Origin of the sequence: Nonomuraea sp. NPDC049649, assembly GCF_040675175.1 — a bacterium.
In the GTDB taxonomy this organism is placed as follows: domain Bacteria; phylum Actinomycetota; class Actinomycetes; order Streptosporangiales; family Streptosporangiaceae; genus Nonomuraea.
In genome coordinates this window covers 16,101-31,808 of sequence record NZ_JBFAOH010000018.1, presented here as the reverse complement: position 1 = coordinate 31,808, position 15,708 = coordinate 16,101, and the positions used below count along the sequence as shown (strand labels likewise).

14 protein-coding genes and 1 pseudogene are annotated in these 15,708 nt (G+C 70.9%); 11 read left to right on the top strand and 4 right to left on the bottom strand.

The window, feature by feature from the left end:
• Nucleotides 1-1,164, bottom strand: coding sequence for an acetoin utilization protein AcuC (locus AB0J42_RS22370; RefSeq protein WP_364297323.1), 1,164 nt, complete (start codon nt 1,162-1,164; stop codon nt 1-3).
• Between the two features lie 109 nt (nt 1,165-1,273).
• Between AB0J42_RS22370 and AB0J42_RS22365 the strand changes: the two genes are divergently transcribed.
• From AB0J42_RS22365 to AB0J42_RS22350, 4 genes are all read left to right on the top strand, one after another.
• Nucleotides 1,274-2,413, top strand: a complete 1,140-nt coding sequence (locus tag AB0J42_RS22365; RefSeq protein ID WP_364297321.1) for a histidine kinase — start codon at nt 1,274-1,276, stop codon at nt 2,411-2,413.
• Nucleotides 2,410-3,075 (top strand): response regulator transcription factor, encoded by a 666-nt coding sequence (locus AB0J42_RS22360; protein WP_364297319.1) that lies wholly within the window; start codon nt 2,410-2,412, stop codon nt 3,073-3,075. The genes AB0J42_RS22365 and AB0J42_RS22360 overlap by 4 nt, the downstream gene beginning before the upstream one ends.
• Before the next feature lie 80 nt (nt 3,076-3,155).
• Nucleotides 3,156-4,046 carry an ABC transporter ATP-binding protein gene (locus AB0J42_RS22355; RefSeq protein ID WP_364297317.1) on the top strand — a complete coding sequence of 297 codons (891 nt, stop codon included), beginning with the start codon at nt 3,156-3,158 and terminating at the stop codon, nt 4,044-4,046.
• A complete protein-coding gene (locus AB0J42_RS22350) occupies nt 4,043-4,783 on the top strand; it encodes an ABC transporter permease (protein ID WP_364297315.1) in 741 nt (246 codons plus the stop codon). The genes AB0J42_RS22355 and AB0J42_RS22350 overlap by 4 nt, the downstream gene beginning before the upstream one ends.
• 336 nt (nt 4,784-5,119) lie before the next feature.
• On the opposite strand, the gene proC is transcribed toward AB0J42_RS22350, so the two are convergent.
• A complete protein-coding gene (gene proC, locus AB0J42_RS22345; RefSeq protein WP_364297313.1) occupies nt 5,120-5,914 on the bottom strand; it encodes a pyrroline-5-carboxylate reductase in 795 nt (264 codons plus the stop codon).
• Nucleotides 5,915-6,080: 166 nt separating this feature from the next.
• Nucleotides 6,081-6,962 (bottom strand): proline dehydrogenase family protein, encoded by an 882-nt coding sequence (locus AB0J42_RS22340; RefSeq protein ID WP_364297311.1) that lies wholly within the window; start codon nt 6,960-6,962, stop codon nt 6,081-6,083.
• Between the two features lie 137 nt (nt 6,963-7,099).
• Here AB0J42_RS22340 and AB0J42_RS22335 point away from each other — a divergent pair, with 137 nt between their 5' ends.
• The 7 genes and pseudogenes from AB0J42_RS22335 (at nt 7,100) to AB0J42_RS22305 (ending at nt 15,123) form a co-directional block, all read left to right on the top strand.
• On the top strand, nt 7,100-7,555 hold the full coding sequence (locus AB0J42_RS22335; RefSeq protein ID WP_364297309.1) for a hypothetical protein: 456 nt from the start codon (nt 7,100-7,102) through the stop codon (nt 7,553-7,555).
• A gap of 158 nt (nt 7,556-7,713) precedes the next feature.
• Nucleotides 7,714-9,585 (top strand): molecular chaperone DnaK, encoded by a 1,872-nt coding sequence (dnaK, locus tag AB0J42_RS22330; protein ID WP_364297307.1) that lies wholly within the window; start codon nt 7,714-7,716, stop codon nt 9,583-9,585.
• Entirely contained in the window at nt 9,582-10,190 is a 609-nt protein-coding gene (gene grpE, locus AB0J42_RS22325) for a nucleotide exchange factor GrpE (RefSeq protein ID WP_364297305.1), read from the top strand. The genes dnaK and grpE overlap by 4 nt, the downstream gene beginning before the upstream one ends.
• A 19-nt stretch (nt 10,191-10,209) precedes the next feature.
• On the top strand, nt 10,210-11,385 hold the full coding sequence (gene dnaJ / locus AB0J42_RS22320; RefSeq protein WP_364297303.1) for a molecular chaperone DnaJ: 1,176 nt from the start codon (nt 10,210-10,212) through the stop codon (nt 11,383-11,385).
• Between the two features lie 4 nt (nt 11,386-11,389).
• Nucleotides 11,390-11,692 (top strand): annotated as a pseudogene (locus tag AB0J42_RS22315) (helix-turn-helix transcriptional regulator); the annotation flags it as partial.
• A gap of 48 nt (nt 11,693-11,740) precedes the next feature.
• Nucleotides 11,741-14,311 (top strand): ATP-dependent chaperone ClpB, encoded by a 2,571-nt coding sequence (gene clpB / locus AB0J42_RS22310; protein ID WP_364297301.1) that lies wholly within the window; start codon nt 11,741-11,743, stop codon nt 14,309-14,311.
• A gap of 215 nt (nt 14,312-14,526) precedes the next feature.
• Nucleotides 14,527-15,123, top strand: a complete 597-nt coding sequence (locus AB0J42_RS22305) for a hypothetical protein (protein ID WP_364297299.1) — start codon at nt 14,527-14,529, stop codon at nt 15,121-15,123.
• A gap of 21 nt (nt 15,124-15,144) precedes the next feature.
• Here AB0J42_RS22305 and AB0J42_RS22300 read toward each other — a convergent pair whose 3' ends face one another.
• The gene (locus AB0J42_RS22300) at nt 15,145-15,675 is read right to left on the bottom strand and encodes a tetratricopeptide repeat protein (RefSeq protein ID WP_364297297.1); all 531 of its coding nucleotides are present in this window, start codon (nt 15,673-15,675) and stop codon (nt 15,145-15,147) included.
• Nucleotides 15,676-15,708 lie beyond the last annotated feature (33 nt).

The window sequence follows — 15,708 nt, the reverse complement described above, 5'->3', positions numbered from 1 at the left end:
TTAAGGCATCGGATCGAGGCCGTGCAGCGGGAACACCGCGTTCCTGGTCGCCATGATCGCACGGTCGATCGGGTCCGCTGGGTCATAACCACCTGACAGGTCGGAATATTCGGGGTCGCGTCCGTCGGTCATCGTGAGCGGCGGCAACTCGCCCGTACGCTCCCGTACGAAACGGCGCCATTCCTCGCTCGTCGGCGTGGCCGGGTCGATCGGGTGGCCGGCGACTTCGGCGATCAGGTGGGTCCAGGCCCGGGGCACCACCTGGACCAGCTCATAGCCCCCGCCGCCGGTGGCGATCCAGCGGCCGCCCGCCGTCTCGTGGGCCAGGCGGTGCAGGTGGGCGTAGGCGGTGCGCTGGCCGTCGAGGCTGAGCATCAGGTTGGCGAGCGGGTCGAGGGCGTGGCTGTCGCAGCCGTGCTGCGTGACCAGGACCTCCGGACGGAACTCGTGCAGCAGCGGCGGCACCACCGAGGCGAAGGCCCGCAGCCAGCCGGCGTCGCCGCAGCCCGCCGGGAGCGCCACGTTGACCGCAGTGCCGTCGGCACCGGTCTCGCCCGGGAACCCGGTGCCGGGGAAGAGCGTGCGCGGGCTCTCGTGCAGGCTGATCGTCAGCACCCGCGGGTCGTCGTAGAACACGGCCTGCACGCCGTCGCCGTGGTGGACGTCGACGTCCACGTAGGCGACCCGGCGCGCGCCCTGGCGCAGCAGCCAGGCGATGGCCAGGGCCGGGTCGTTGTAGACGCAGAACCCGCTGGCCGTGGCGGGCATCGCGTGGTGGAGCCCGCCGGCCACGTTGACCGCGTGCTCGGCCGTACCCTCCCAGACCAGGCGGGCGGCGGCGAGCGAGGCGCCGGCGATCAGCGCGGACGCCTCGTGCACCCCCTTGAAGGCGGGGTTGTCGGTCGTGCCGAGCCCGGCCGACAGGTCGGGGCGGCCGTCGGCGGAGACGCGCTTGACGGCCTCGACGTAGCCGGGGTCGTGGACCATCGCCAGCTCGTCGTCGGTGGCGGGCGTGCAGCCGACCACCTCGACCTTGTCGAGCACGCCGAGCTCTCTGGCCAGCGCCATGGTCAGCTCGACCCGGACGGGCGCGAGCGGGTGTCCGGGGCCGAAGTCGTACGAGGTGAGAGCGTCGTCCCAGATGACCCGCGCCGGCTGGCTCATGCATGCTCCTGTTTCCCTCGCCTTGAGCTGACGTTACCGCAGCGTCAACGGCGGACGTCCATCCACCTCCCCCGGCAAATACCTAGAAACTTCCTTTAACCTCACAAGCATGGGCGTTGGGCGGCGTATCCGTGACGCATGGCGGTTTCTCCATCGCCCTCGGGTCTTCGACATCACCCTGGTGGTCCTGCTGGCCGTGCCGGCGGTCGTCGGCGGTGTCGTGACCTGGTCCCTCGGCGGCGACCTGTCCTTCCTGGTGCCCTACACGCTCAGCCTGCCGCTCCTGCTGATGCGGCGGCAGCGGCCTGTACTGACCGTCGTCCTGCTGCTCGGGATCGACATCGCCGGGATGTTCCTCGGGTCCCCCTCCCGCGTCCCGACGGTCCTGATCGGCTGCTACAGCCTCGGGCGTTACACGGACGGGCGCTGGGCCGCCATCGTCGGCGGAGCCGGCGGCTTCCTGTACGGGGCCGCGATCACGATCGCGAGCGCCCTGGATCCGGGGCCGGACCCGGAGGGGCTCTGGCTGGCCGGCCTGGGGAACGTCCTGCTCCCGGTGGGGCTGGGCCAGTTCGTCCGGATCCGGGCGGAGCTGCAGGAGCGGGCCCGGCGGGAGGCCGCCGACGAGGCGGTACGGGCCGAGCGGCGGCGGATCGCCCGCGAGCTGCACGACGTGGTGGCCCACCACCTGAGCGTGATCAACGCGCTGGTCGGCGGCGCCCGGGCCACGCTGCCTCCGGAGCAGGACGTCACCCGCGACGCGCTCCAGGGCGCCGAGGAGACGGCCCGCCAGGCGCTGGCCGAGATGCGCCAGCTCCTCGACGTGCTGCGGGCCGACGACGGCGGCGGCGCCGACGCGGCCACCGGGGTGGGCACCGCCCGGCTGCCCGCGCTGGTCGAGGAGGCCGGGACCGCGGGGCTGCCCGCCCAGCTGACCGTGCAGGGCGAACCGGTGCCGCTGCCCACCGCGGTCGACCACGCCGTGTACCGGATCGTCCAGGAGGCGCTGACCAACACGCGCAAGCACTCGGTGGGCGCGCGGGCCAGCGTGCGTCTCTCGTACGAGCCGGCGGCGATCGAGGTGGAGGTGCTCGACGACGGCATCGCCAAGCAGTCACCCGGGCAGGGCGGCTTCGGGCTCGGCGGCATGGCCGAGCGGGTGGCCCTGTGCGGTGGCAGGCTGTCGACGGGTCCCCGTGAGGAAGGCGGTTTCCGCGTGCACGCGCGCATCCCCCTGGAGAAGACGTGATCTCGGTGTTGCTGGTGGACGACCACGCGCTGGTCCGCAAGGGCTTCCGGCTGATGCTGGACGCGCAGCCCGACCTGACGGTCGTGGGCGAGGCGGGCGACGGACAGGAGGCGGTGCGGCTCAGCACGGAGCTGCGGCCCGACGTGGTGGTGATGGACCTGCACATGCCCGGCCTCGACGGGGTCCGCGCCACCGAGCTGATCACCCGCGAGCTGCCGGACGTGCGGGTCCTCGCGCTGAGCACGTTCGACCTGGACGAGAACGTGGTCGCGGCGCTGCGCGCGGGCGCCTGCGGGTTCCTGCCCAAGGACGTCTCGCCGGAGGAGCTGGTGGAGGGCGTACGGGTCGTGCACGCCGGTGAGGCGGCCCTGGCGCCCCGGCTGCTCACCCGGCTGATCGGCACGTTCGTCCGGGCCCCGGAGCCGCGCCGCGCCCCGCCGCGCGGGACGGCCAAGGTGGACGCGCTCACCGACCGCGAACGGGAGATCCTCACCCTGATCGCGCGCGGCCTGTCCAACGCGGAGCTCGCCGCCGAGCTGGGCGTCTCCCCCTCCACCGTCAAGAACCACGTCACCAGCCTGTTCGCCAAGCTGCAGGTGCGCGACCGCGCCCAGGCGGTGATCGTCGCGTACGAGTCCGCGCTGGTCAGCCCCGGAGAGTAGGACCACGGTCCTAGGGGCGCCGGCCGGAAACCGTACCCCGGGCCGACGATAACGATCTTGAACGCGGTCAGGCTGGACCCATGACCGCGATTCAGGCAACCAACCTGACCAAGCGCTACGGCAAGACCACCGCGGTGGACGACCTGTCGTTCGCTGTGCGGCCCGGCCAGGTGACCGGATTCCTGGGGCCGAACGGCGCGGGCAAGTCCACGACCATGCGCATGATCCTCGGCCTCGACCACCCGTCCGGCGGGTCCGTGCTGGTCGACGGCAAGCCCTACCGCGAGCTGCGCCACCCGCTGCGCAAAGTGGGCGCGCTGCTCGACGCCAAAGCCGTCCACGGCGGGCGCAGCGCCCGCAACCACCTGCTGGCCATCGCGCAGAGCAACGGCATCCCGGCCCGCCGGGTCGAGGAGGTGCTGGAGCTCGTCGGGCTCAGCGGCGTCGCCCGGCGGCGCGTCGGCGGCTTCTCGCTGGGCATGTCGCAGCGCCTCGGCATCGCCGCAGCCCTGCTCGGCGACCCGGAGATCCTGCTCTTCGACGAGCCCGTCAACGGGCTCGACCCCGACGGCATCCTGTGGATCCGCACCTTCATGCGCGACCTCGCCGCCGAGGGCCGCACGGTGTTCGTCTCCAGCCACCTCATGAGCGAGATGTCGCAGACCGCCGACCATCTGATCGTCATCGGCAAGGGACGGCTGATCGCCGACACCAGCACGGCCGACTTCATCGGCCGCAGCTCCCAGGGGTACGTGCTCGTGCGCTCGCCCCGGCTGGCCGAGGTGGCCGAGCTGATCAGGGTGGGCGAGCTGCACCCCGACCACCTCCGCGTGACCGGGGTGTCGCCGCTGGAGATCGGCACGATGACCGCCCGGGCGGGGCTGCCACTGGAGGAGCTGACCTACGTCAAGCCCTCGCTCGAAGCCGCCTACATGGAGCTCACCAAGGACAGTCTGGAGTACACGTCGTGATCGACATCATCCGGTCCGAGTGGACCAAGATCCGCTCCGTGCGGTCCACGCTGTGGACCCTCGCCACCGCCGCCGCCGTGATGCTGGGCATCGGCGCCCTCGTCAGCGCCTCGGTGAAGAGCATGGCCGAGGGGCCGATCCCGGGCTCCCAGGCGATCCCCCTCAGCCTCAACGGCGTGCTGCTCGCCGCCCTGGCGATGGCCGCGCTCGGCGTCCTGGTGATCTCCAGCGAGTACCGCACCGGCGGCATCCGCGTCTCACTTGCCGCCGTCCCCCGGCGCCTGCACCTGCTGACCGGCAAGATCGCCGTCTTCACGGCGGTGTCCCTCGTCGTCTGCCTGCTCGCGTCGGCCGCCGCCATCGCCGCCGGCCTGGCGATCATGCAACCCGAGTCCGTCGCCATGGCCGACGTCTGGCGGGCCGTGCTCGGCTCCGGCCTCTACCTGACCGCCTGCGGACTGTTCGGCCTCGGCCTGGGCGCCCTGGTCCGGCACACCCCGGGCGCCCTCGTCTCGGCCATCGCCCTCATGCTGGTCCTGCCCCCGCTGACCACCCAGCTCCCCGGCGAATGGGGCGCCGCCGTCTCCCGCCACTTCACCACCAACGCCGGCATGCTCATCGTCTCCGGCGAGACCAACGGCTCCCTGGGCCCCTGGAGCGGCTTCACCGTCTACCTCGCCTGGATCGCCGTAGCCATGCTCGCCGGCGCCATCCTCATGCACCGCCGCGACGCCTGACCCCTGGACAGCGCCCCGCCACCCCGGACCTCGCCACCCCGGGCGGTCGCCCCCACCCCGGACCTCGCCACCCCCCGGAGGTCACCCCCCGCACCGCCCGCCACGCCGAGTCCCACCGCAGCTCCAGGCGTCGCCCCCCACCGAACCTCGCCCTCCGCGCTGGCTGGGACCCACCTCGCGCAGTTGACGGACATCAAGTGGAAGCCGCGACAACTGATAGCAGTCGCCGCACAGGTGAAGGAGGTCACCGCCCTGGCACGAACACCGTCTCCGGCGGTGCCAGGATCACCTCGGCGAGCCTCAGGTGTCGGGAAGGCGAGCCAGGTAACGGATGGTTCAGCCGGAGGCGAGTGCGCGGCCTCGGTCGCGGGCCGCCTCGATGGCCGCCAGGAAGGCCGCGCGGACGCTGTGGCGCTCCAGTTCGGCGATGGCGGCGATGGTGGTGCCGCCCGGGGAGGTGACCGCTTCGCGCAGGATGACCGGGTGTTCGCCGGAGTCGCGGAGCATGACGGCGGCGCCCACGATCGACTGGGTGACCATGTCGAGCGCCGCCGCCCGCGGCATGCCGAGCAGGATCCCGGCGTCGACCATCGCCTCGACCAGGTAGAAGAAGTAGGCGGGCCCGCTGCCCGACAGCGCCGTGGCGGCGTCCTGCTGCGCCTCGGGGATGCGCAGCACCTTGCCGACCGGCCGCAGCAGGTCTTCGGTGCGCCGCAGGTGTTCTTCCTCCGCGTGCGCGCCCCCGGAGATGACGCTCATCGCCTCGTCGAAGCGGATCGGCGTGTTCGACATCACCCTGACGACCGGGGTCTCCAGCCCGAGCCGCTCTTCCACGAAGGCGGTGGTGATGCCGGCCGCGGCGCTGATCACGAGGCGCCCGGCGGGCAGGTGGGGGGCGATCTCGGCGAGCAGCGCGGCCATGTCCTGCGGTTTGACGGCCAGGATCAGGGTGTCGGCGGTCTTGGCGGCCTCGGGGTTGGAGACGACCTTCACCCCGTAGCTCTCGGTCAGCGCCGCCGCCCGCTCGGGCCTGCGCGCGGTGGCCAGCACGTCGTCCGGCTTGAACCCGGCCCGCAGCAGCCCTGACAGCAGAGCCTCGCCCATCTTGCCGGTGCCCAGAATCGCGATCATCCGATGCCCCTCATCGCAGTAGTCGCCGGACGCAGCCTACCGGCGTCCGGAGGGACGGCAGGCGCTGACCCAGGCCATGAAGCGGAGCGGGGCAAGCGTCCGGAGTCAGCCAGAGGGACAGGAGCAGGAGCGGCGGGGACGACAGGGCACCGGCCCAGACCCGGGGTCAGCACCGTGACAGCAGGGAGCGGGCGAAGAGGGCCAGGTTGGCGGGGCGTTCGGCCAGCCTGCGCATGAAGTAGCCGTACCAGCCGGCCCCGTACGGGACGTACACCCGTACCCGGGCCCCCTGTCCCGCCAGTCGTTCCTGCTCGTCGGGGCGCACCCCGTACAGCATCTGGTACTCGAAGCCGTTGTGGTCGCGCCCCTCCAGCACGGCCAGCGTGGCGGCGATGCCGAGCAGCCGCGGGTCGTGGGTGGCGACCATCGGGTAGGCGGTGCCGGCCATCAGCACGCGCAGGCATCGTGCGTACGAGCGATCGACGTCGGCGGGCGAGGCGTGGCCGCCGGGCACCGTGAGGGCCCCCTTGCGGAGCCGCACCCTGGCCCCGTCGAGCTTCGCGCAGCGCTCGGCCGCGTCGGGCAGGCCGGCCTGGACCACGACGCCGACGCTCGGGTGTTCCTTGCGCAGGGTGTCGTGGATGGAGTGGAGGCCGGCGATCGTGTCGTGTTCCTCGGCGTCGAGGGTGACGGTGAGGCCCCGGGGCGCGGCGGCCTCGCAGATGGTCGCGGCGTTGTCGAGCGCGAGCTGCTCCGACAGCCGCAGCCCGAGCGCGGTGAGCCTGACGGACACGTCGGAGCCTTCCGGCAGCACCCGGAGCACGTCGAGATAGGCCCGGACCGCGCCCTCCGCCTGTGCCCGGTCGCGGACGTCGCCGCCCAGGTGGTCGACGGTGACGAGCAGACCCCGCCGGGTCAGTTCCTTGACCGTGTGGGCGACATCGTCGGCGACGTGACGCTTGACCACGCCGCGGGTCAGCGGCGACGCGGAGATGACGCGCTCGGCGCGCGCGCTCCGGGAGACGGCGAGTAGAGCCTGACGCAGCACGCCCCAACCCTACTCATCCGCGCACGACCCGCCGTCACAACGGTTCATGACCCGATCCGCGCACAGCCCGCCGCCACAACCGTTCATGACCCGCTGAACCGGTCGCCGGTCGGATCCGTCGTAGGGGTATGCGCACAGTGACAGCGACTCTCGTGGCCGGATGTCTCGTCTTCGCCGCCGGGTGCGGCGCGGAGCGGCCCGCCCAGCAGGCCGCCACCCCGGGGCCGGACACGCCGGTGTCCAGCTCGCCCGTGGCCGACTCGGCGATCACCACGCCGCCGTCGGCGAAGCCGCGCCCGGTCAAACCGACCGGCGACGCGGTCAACCCCCGCAAGGTGCGCTTCACGAAGGCCACCCCGGTCGACGAGGGACGCAAGGTCCGGCTCACCTGGTGGTCGGGCGTGGAGCCGTGCACGGTGCTCGACCGGGTGAAGGTGAAGGAGACGAAGAAGCGGGTGACGATCACCCTGTACGAGGGGCCGTCGGCCAAGGCGAGGAACGTCTCCTGCATCATGATCGCCATCGAGAAGACGACGACGGTGAAGCTGAAGTCCCCGCTCGGCAAGCGGAAGATCGTCGACGGCGCGGCCTGACAGAACGTCCGGGCGCGGCGACCCCTAGGGGACATCTCAGGGGAACAGAACGCCCACGTCAGGGGTTGAGCGCAGTAGGCTCAAGCTGTTTGACAAAGCTCAGTGGCAAACCATAGCTTGAGCGTGACCGACTCAACTTTGACTACAAGGACGTACTCATGGCACGTGCGGTAGGTATCGACCTGGGGACGACCAACTCTGTCGTCTCGATTCTCGAAGGCGGTGAGCCCACCGTCATCGCCAACGCGCAGGGTTCGCGGACCACGCCGTCCGTGGTCGCCTTCGCCAAGAACGGCGAGGTCCTGGTCGGTGAGGTCGCCAAGCGGCAGGCCGTCACCAACGTGGACCGGACGATCCGATCGGTCAAGCGCGAGATGGGCAGCTCCTGGTCCCAGGAGATCGACGGCAAGAAGTTCTCGCCGCAGCAGATCAGCGCCTTCGTCCTGCAGAAGCTCAAGCAGGACGCCGAGGCCTACCTGGGCGAGAAGATCACCGACGCGGTGATCACCGTCCCCGCTTACTTCAACGACGCCCAGCGCCAGGCCACCAAGGAGGCCGGCCAGATCGCGGGCCTCAACGTGCTCCGCATCATCAACGAGCCGACCGCGGCCGCGCTCGCCTACGGCCTCGACAAGGACCAGGACCAGACGATCCTGGTCTTCGACCTCGGCGGCGGCACCTTCGACGTGTCCCTGCTGGACGTCGGCCAGGAGGACGGCCACGGCTTCGTCGAGGTCAAGGCCACCAGCGGCGACAACCACCTCGGTGGTGACGACTGGGACCAGCGGGTCGTCGACGAGCTGGTCAAGCGCTTCCAGAACGCGCACGGCGTCGACCTGTCCAAGGACAAGATGGCCCTCCAGCGCCTGCGTGAGGCGGCTGAGAAGGCCAAGATCGAGCTGTCGGCCCAGTCCGAGACCTCGATCAACCTGCCCTACATCACGGCCTCGTCTGAGGGCCCGCTGCACCTCGACGAGAAGCTGACCCGCGCCGAGTTCCAGCGGCTCACGGCCGACCTGCTCGAGCGCTGCAAGGGCCCGTTCAACCAGGTCATCAAGGACGCCGGCATCAAGGTCTCCGACATCGCCCACGTGGTGCTGGTCGGCGGCTCGACCCGGATGCCCGCCGTCACCGACCTGGTCAAGGAGCTGACCGGCGGCAAGGAGCCCAACAAGGGCGTCAACCCGGACGAGGTCGTCGCGATCGGCGCCGCGCTCCAGGCCGGTGTGCTCAAGGGCGAGGTGAAGGACGTCCTGCTGCTCGACGTGACCCCGCTGTCGCTGGGCATCGAGACCAAGGGCGGCATCTTCACCAAGATCATCGAGCGGAACACCACGATCCCGACCAAGCGCTCCGAGGTCTTCACCACGGCCGAGGACAACCAGCCGTCGGTGCAGATCCAGGTGTTCCAGGGCGAGCGTGAGATCGCCGCGTACAACAAGAAGCTCGCCACGTTCGAGCTGACCGGCATCGCGCCGGCGCCGCGCGGCATCCCGCAGATCGAGGTCACCTTCGACATCGACGCCAACGGCATCGTCAACGTCTCCGCCAAGGACCTGGGCACGGGTAAGGAGCAGACGATGACGATCACCGGCGGCTCGGCGCTGCCGAAGGAAGACATCGACCGCATGATGCGCGAGGCCGAGTCGTACGCGGAGGAGGACCGCAAGCGCCGCGAGGAGGCGGAGGTCCGCAACAACGCCGACCAGCTCGCCTACCAGACGGAGAAGTTCCTCCGCGAGAACGACGACAAGGTCCCCGGCGACGTCAAGACCGAGGTCAACGACGCGCTCGCCGAGCTGAAGAAGGCTCTGGAGGGCACCGACGTCGACTCCATCCGCAACTCCGCGGAGAAGCTCGCGACCGTGAGCCAGAAGATGGGTTCCGCGATCTACGCGCAGAGCCAGGGCCAGGCCGCGGGTGACGGCGCCGCCCAGGACGGCTCCGCCGCGGGCGGTCAGGAGCAGAAGGCCGACGAGGACGTCGTCGAGGCCGAGATCGTGGATGACGAGCCGAAGAAGGACAAGTGAGGCCGTTGCGTGAGAACGGGCATGAGGAGCCGGTGATCCGCGACAACCGCAAGATCGACCCGGAGACGGGGGAGGTTAGGGTGCGAGCCGAAAACGACTCGGCCGAGCAGGTGCAGCAGCAGGCGCCGCCGGAGGAGACCGCTCCGGCCGTCGCCGAGCTGGAGGCCCAGCTGGCTGAGCGGACGGCCGACCTGCAACGAGTCCAAGCCGAGTACCAGAACTACCGCCGCCGCGTCGAGCGGGACCGGGTGGCCGTCCGCGAGCAGGCGACCGCCAACGTGCTCGTGGAGCTGCTGCCCGTGCTCGACGACATCGGCCGGGCCCGCGACCACGGCGAGCTCACCGGAGGCTTCCTCGCGGTGGCGGAGTCCCTGGAGTCCGTGCTCACCAAGCTGGGGCTCAGCCCCTTCGGTCAGAAGGGCGACCCGTTCGACCCGATGATCCACGAGGCGATGACGCACAGCTACTCGTCGGACGTGACCGAACCCACCGCGGTCGAGGTGCTGCAGCTCGGCTACCGGATGGGCGAGCGGATACTGCGCCCGGCCCGCGTGGCCGTGGCCGAGCCCGAGGACGCACCGGCGTCCGATGACGACGACAACTGACGAGGACGAAGGGCCGTAGATGAGCACCAAGGACTACCTGGAGAAGGACTACTACGCCGTCCTTGGTGTGCCCAAGTCAGCCACCGCCGACGAGATCAAGAAGGCGTACCGGAAGCTGGCCAGGCAGTACCACCCCGACACCAACCAGGGCGACGCGGCCAAGGAGAAGAAGTTCAAGGAAGTCTCCGAGGCCTACGACGTCCTGTCCGACAGCAAGCGCCGCAAGGAGTACGACGAGGCGCGCACGCTGTTCGGGTCCGGGGTGGGCGGCCAGCGTCCGGGTGGTGGTGGCGGCTTCCCGTTCGACTTCGGTGACCTGTTCGGCGGCTCCGGTCAGCAGACCGGCCACGGGGCGGGCGACCGCTTCAGCGACCTGTTCGGCGGGCTGTTCGGCCGGGGCGGCACGACCCGTACCGGCTCCGCCACCAGGCCGCGGCGCGGGCAGGACATCGAGTCGGAGGTCACGCTGTCGTTCACGGAGGCCGCGGAGGGCGCCACGGTGTCCCTCCGGCTGACGAGTTCGGCGGCGTGCGCCGCGTGCACCGGGACGGGCGCCAAGGCCGGCACCACCCCGCGGGTCTGCCCGACCTGCGAGGGCACCGGCGCGGCCAGTCGTAACCTGGGCAGCTTCGCCTTCTCCGAGCCATGCCGCGACTGCAAGGGCCGCGGGCTGCTGGTCGACGACCCCTGCCCGGTGTGCGAGGGCAGCGGGCGGGCCAAGAGCACGCGGACGATCCAGGCGCGGATCCCGGCCGGCGTGGCCGACGGCCAGCGGGTCAGGCTCAAGGGCAAGGGCGCACCGGGCGAGAACGGCGGCCCGGCCGGTGATCTCTACATCGTGACGCACGTCAAGCCGCACGCCGTCTTCGGAAGGTCGGGCGACAACCTGACCGTCACGGTTCCCGTGACGTTCTCGGAGGCGGCACTCGGCGCCGAGATCAAGGTGCCGACGCTCAAGGGGATGCCGGTGACCCTGCGCATACCCCCGGGCACGCCGAACGGGCGCACGTTCCGGATCCGCGGACGCGGCGTCACCCGCAAGGACGGCACCAAGGGCGACCTGCTCGCCACCGTCGAGGTCGTGGTGCCGAAGACGCTCGACGACAAGTCTCGTGAGCTGCTCACGGAGTTCAGCAACGCCTCGGCGGGCGAGGACCCCCGGGCCGAGCTCATTTTGAGAGCCAGAAGCGAGTGAGCCGATGGACGCCAAGTACTTCGACCTGTCCGATGACACTCCTGTTTATGTGATCTCGGTGGCCGCGCAGCTGTCGGGGCTGCATCCGCAGACCCTGCGGCAGTACGACCGGCTCGGCCTGGTATCCCCCGGCCGCACCGCGGGGCGCGGCCGCCTCTACTCCACAAGAGACATCATCATGCTGCGCGAGGTGCAGCGCCTCTCCCAAGAGGAGGGCATCAACCTCGCCGGCATCAAGCGGATCCTGGAGCTGGAGACCGAGACGCTGCGGTTGCGCGAGGAGGTTCACCGGCTCCGCGCCGAACTACAGACGATCAAGGCGCTGATCCGCTACGAGCTGCCACCGGGGGCGTAGATGGAATACAAGCTCACTCAGAAAAGTCAGGAGGCGATCTCGGGCGCCATGCGGCGGGCGGCCGCCGAGGGCAACCCCGAGATCTCTCCGGTCCACCTGCTGACCACGCTGCTCTCGCAGACGGGCGGCACCGCCGTCCCGCTGCTGGAGGCGGTCGGCGCCGACTGGCGGGCGCTGCGGGCCAAGGCCGAGGAGCAGCTCGCGGCGCTGCCCAAGGCGCAGGGCGCGACGGTGGGTGCGCCGACGAGCTCACGTCACCTGCTCACGGTGCTCAACACCGCGGCCCAGCGCGCCAAGCAGATGGAGGACCTGTACGTCTCCACCGAGCACCTGCTGGTGGGCCTGGCCGCCGACGGCGGCCAGGTCGCCGACCTGCTGAAGTCTCAGGGCGCCACGCCGCAGGCGCTGCTCGACGCGTTCGAGAAGGTACGGGGTCACGCCCGTGTCACCAGTGAGACGCCGGAGGACACCTACCAGGCGCTGGAGAAGTACGGCGTCGACCTGACCGAGCGGGCCCGCGCGGGCAAGCTCGACCCGGTCATCGGCCGTGACTCCGAGATCCGGCGGGTGGTGCAGGTGCTCAGCCGCCGCACCAAGAACAACCCGGTGCTGATCGGCGAGCCCGGCGTCGGCAAGACGGCCGTGGTCGAGGGCCTGGCCCAGCGGATCGTGGCCGGTGACGTGCCGGAGTCGCTGCGCGACAAGCGGCTGATCGCGCTCGACCTGGGCGCGATGGTCGCCGGCGCGAAGTACCGGGGCGAGTTCGAGGAGCGGCTCAAGGCCGTGCTCTCCGAGATCAAGGAGAGCGACGGCCAGGTCGTGACGTTCATCGACGAGCTCCACACCGTCGTCGGCGCGGGCGCCGCCGAAGGCGCGATGGACGCGGGCAACATGCTCAAGCCGATGCTGGCCCGCGGCGAGCTGCGCATGATCGGCGCGACCACGCTCGACGAGTACCGCGAGCGCATCGAGAAGGACCCGGCGCTGGAGCGCCGCTTCCAGCAGGTGTACGTGGGCGAGCCCACGGTCGAGGACACCATCGCGATCCTGCGCGGGCTGAAGGGCCGCTACGAGGCCCATCACCAGGTGCAGATCGCCGACAGCGCGCTCGTCTCCGCGGCGGCGCTGTCCGACCGCTACATCACCAGCCGGTTCCTGCCCGACAAGGCCATCGACCTGGTCGACGAGGCCGCCTCCCGGCTGCGTATGGAGATCGACTCCCGTCCGGTGGAGATCGACCAGCTCCAGCGTGCCGTCGACCGGATGAAGATGGAGGAGCTGGCGCTGTCCAAGGAGACCGACGAGGCCTCCGTGCAGCGCCTGGAGCGGCTCCGCCAGGAGCTGGCCGACCGCCAGGAGGAGCTGAACGCCCTGGTCGGCCGGTGGGAGCAGGAGAAGGCCGGGCTCAACAAGGTCGGTGAGCTGAAGAAGCAGCTCGACGAGGCGCGCGGCCTGGCCGAGCGGGCGCAGCGCGACGGCGACTTCGAGACCGCCTCCCGCATCATGTACGGCGAGGTGCCGCGGCTGGAGCAGGCGCTGCAGGCCGCCTCCGAGGCCGCCCCGGCCGAGAACTCGATGGTCAAGGAGGAGGTCGGCCCCGACGACATCGCCGAGGTGATCTCGTCGTGGACCGGCATCCCGGCGGGCCGCCTGCTGGAGGGCGAGACGGCCAAGCTGCTGCGCATGGAGGAGGAGCTGGGCAAGCGCCTCATCGGCCAGCACGAGGCCGTGCGGGCCACGTCCGACGCGGTGCGGCGCAGCCGGGCGGGCATCGCCGACCCCGACCGGCCGACTGGATCGTTCCTGTTCCTCGGCCCGACCGGTGTCGGCAAGACCGAGCTGGCCAAGGCGCTGGCGGAGTTCCTGTTCGACGACGAGCGGGCGATGACCCGTATCGACATGAGCGAGTACTCCGAGAAGCACAGCGTCGCCCGGCTGGTCGGCGCGCCTCCCGGCTACGTCGGCTACGAGGAGGGCGGCCAGCTCACCGAGGCCGTCCGGCGCCGCCCGTACACGGTGGTGCTGCTGGACGAGGTCGAGAAGGCCCACCCTGAGGTCTTCGACATCCTGCTCCAGGTGCTCGACGACGGGCGGCTGACCGACGGCCAGGGCCGCACGGTCGACTTCCGCAACACGATCCTGATCCTGACCTCCAACCTCGGCTCGAACTACCTGGTCGACCCGACGCTGGAGAGCGGCGCGAAGCGCGACGCGGTGATGGGCGCGGTGCGCAGCGCGTTCAAGCCGGAGTTCCTCAACCGGCTGGACGACGTGATCCTGTTCGACGCGCTCGGCTCCGAGGAACTGGCGCAGATCGTGGACCTTCAGGTGGATCGGCTCGCCCGGCGGCTGTCCGACCGCAGGCTGACACTGGAGGTCACGCCGGCGGCCCGCGAGTGGCTGGCCCTGACGGGCTACGACCCGATGTACGGGGCGCGCCCGCTGCGCCGCCTGGTCCAGTCGGCGATCGGCGACAAGCTGGCCAAGGCGGTGCTCTCGGGCGAGATCGCCGACGGCGACAAGGTCGTCGTCGACCTCGGCGACGACGAGCTGACCGTCCAGCGGGCCTGATCCCGCCTTCCCGAACGCCCGGAGGTGCAACCTCCGGGCGTTCGACGTTCCAGGCCAGGTCATCCCGATACCCCGTTGGGTAAGGAACGGGCCAGCCTTCCGGCAACCCGCCTCCCCGGTGCCGCGCATCTGGCTAGCTTCTGCGTTCGTCAGATCATTCAGAACGATCAGGGGGACGAGAAGTGCCGACACGAGGCATCCGGACCATCCTTGCCATGGCCACCTTGACCGCGGGCGTCACCTGGCTGGGCACCGGCCCCGCTGCCGCCGCCGCCCACGACTGCCGCACGGCCCACCTGGGCTCGCCCGCGGCGGCGCTCTGCGACGAGCTCACCGTCCTGCGGCTGAGCGACCGCCGCAGCCGCCCGCTGCTCGGCTCGGCCGACACCCACGAGGCCCTGGAGTCGGCCAGGCTGGCCGAGCGGCTCAACCTGACCGGGCTGGCCATCACCCGCTCCCGCACCGGCCTGTCGGACCTGGGCGGCTTCATGGGCACCTCGGAGATGCCGACCCTCACCCGGACCCCGTCGCGCGTGACGGAGGTGGACGTCGTCAAGCTGTCGCGCATGCCCGCGCTGCCCGGGTTCAAGCGGCACGAGGCGAAGAGCAGCAACCAGCGCACGCACGACCGCTGGAGGGGCTACAGCAACAACAGCATCCCGCTGGAGGTGACCCGCCCGGTCAACCGCATCAAGGACGAGGTCGTCCGGCGCACGCTGCCGAGGGCGACGAGGTCGTTCGACACGGGCACCGTCCCGACCGACTCGGTCGAGAGCGTGTCGCTCCTGCTGGGCAACATCAAGCTGCGCTGACCTTCCGGCACACGCGGAGGGTCAGGAGACGAGGGCGTCGATCTCGTCTTCAGGCAGACCCAGGTCCAGGCGGATGCGGTAGCGGGTGCGCAGCATCGACGCCCGCTCCGGATCGTCGGTGTCGCAGGTCAGCAGGGCCTGGGTGACCCACTCGTGACCCGCCTCCAGGTCACCGTAGGCGACGAGCGTCTCGGCGATGCTGTAGGCGGTCGCCGCCGAGACGCCGCCCTCGGCGCGGATCGTCTCGATGACCTCCCTCGCCTCATCCGTACGGTCGAGCTCGAAAAGCGTGTCGGCGATGCCGGCACGCGGATCGACGCCGGTCTCACCGCCGTCTTCGAGCGCGCGCTGGAAACACTCCAGCGCGCGGGCCGGCTGGCCGGCCGCACGCCACTCCTCGGCCGCCTGGACCAGGATGGCCGCCCTGGACACGTCGCCACTGGAGTAGTCGAGCGCGACGTCGTACAGCCGGCGGGCCAGCGCGGCGTGGTCGTCGGCCAGCAGCGCCTGCTCAAGCAGGCGATCAAGGTGCTCACGGGTCACATGCGCCACAACGCGAGACTACCGAGCGCCGTGCGGTTTTGC

Coding starts and splice junctions, on each gene's coding strand:
- AB0J42_RS22370 (WP_364297323.1), bottom strand. CDS start 1,164: ATGAGCCAGCCGGCGCGGGTCATCTGGGACGACGCTCTCACCTCGTAC.
- AB0J42_RS22365 (WP_364297321.1), top strand. CDS start 1,274: ATGGGCGTTGGGCGGCGTATCCGTGACGCATGGCGGTTTCTCCATCGC.
- AB0J42_RS22355 (WP_364297317.1), top strand. CDS start 3,156: ATGACCGCGATTCAGGCAACCAACCTGACCAAGCGCTACGGCAAGACC.
- proC (WP_364297313.1), bottom strand. CDS start 5,914: ATGATCGCGATTCTGGGCACCGGCAAGATGGGCGAGGCTCTGCTGTCA.
- dnaK (WP_364297307.1), top strand. CDS start 7,714: ATGGCACGTGCGGTAGGTATCGACCTGGGGACGACCAACTCTGTCGTC.
- dnaJ (WP_364297303.1), top strand. CDS start 10,210: ATGAGCACCAAGGACTACCTGGAGAAGGACTACTACGCCGTCCTTGGT.
- clpB (WP_364297301.1), top strand. CDS start 11,741: ATGGAATACAAGCTCACTCAGAAAAGTCAGGAGGCGATCTCGGGCGCC.
- AB0J42_RS22305 (WP_364297299.1), top strand. CDS start 14,527: ATGGCCACCTTGACCGCGGGCGTCACCTGGCTGGGCACCGGCCCCGCT.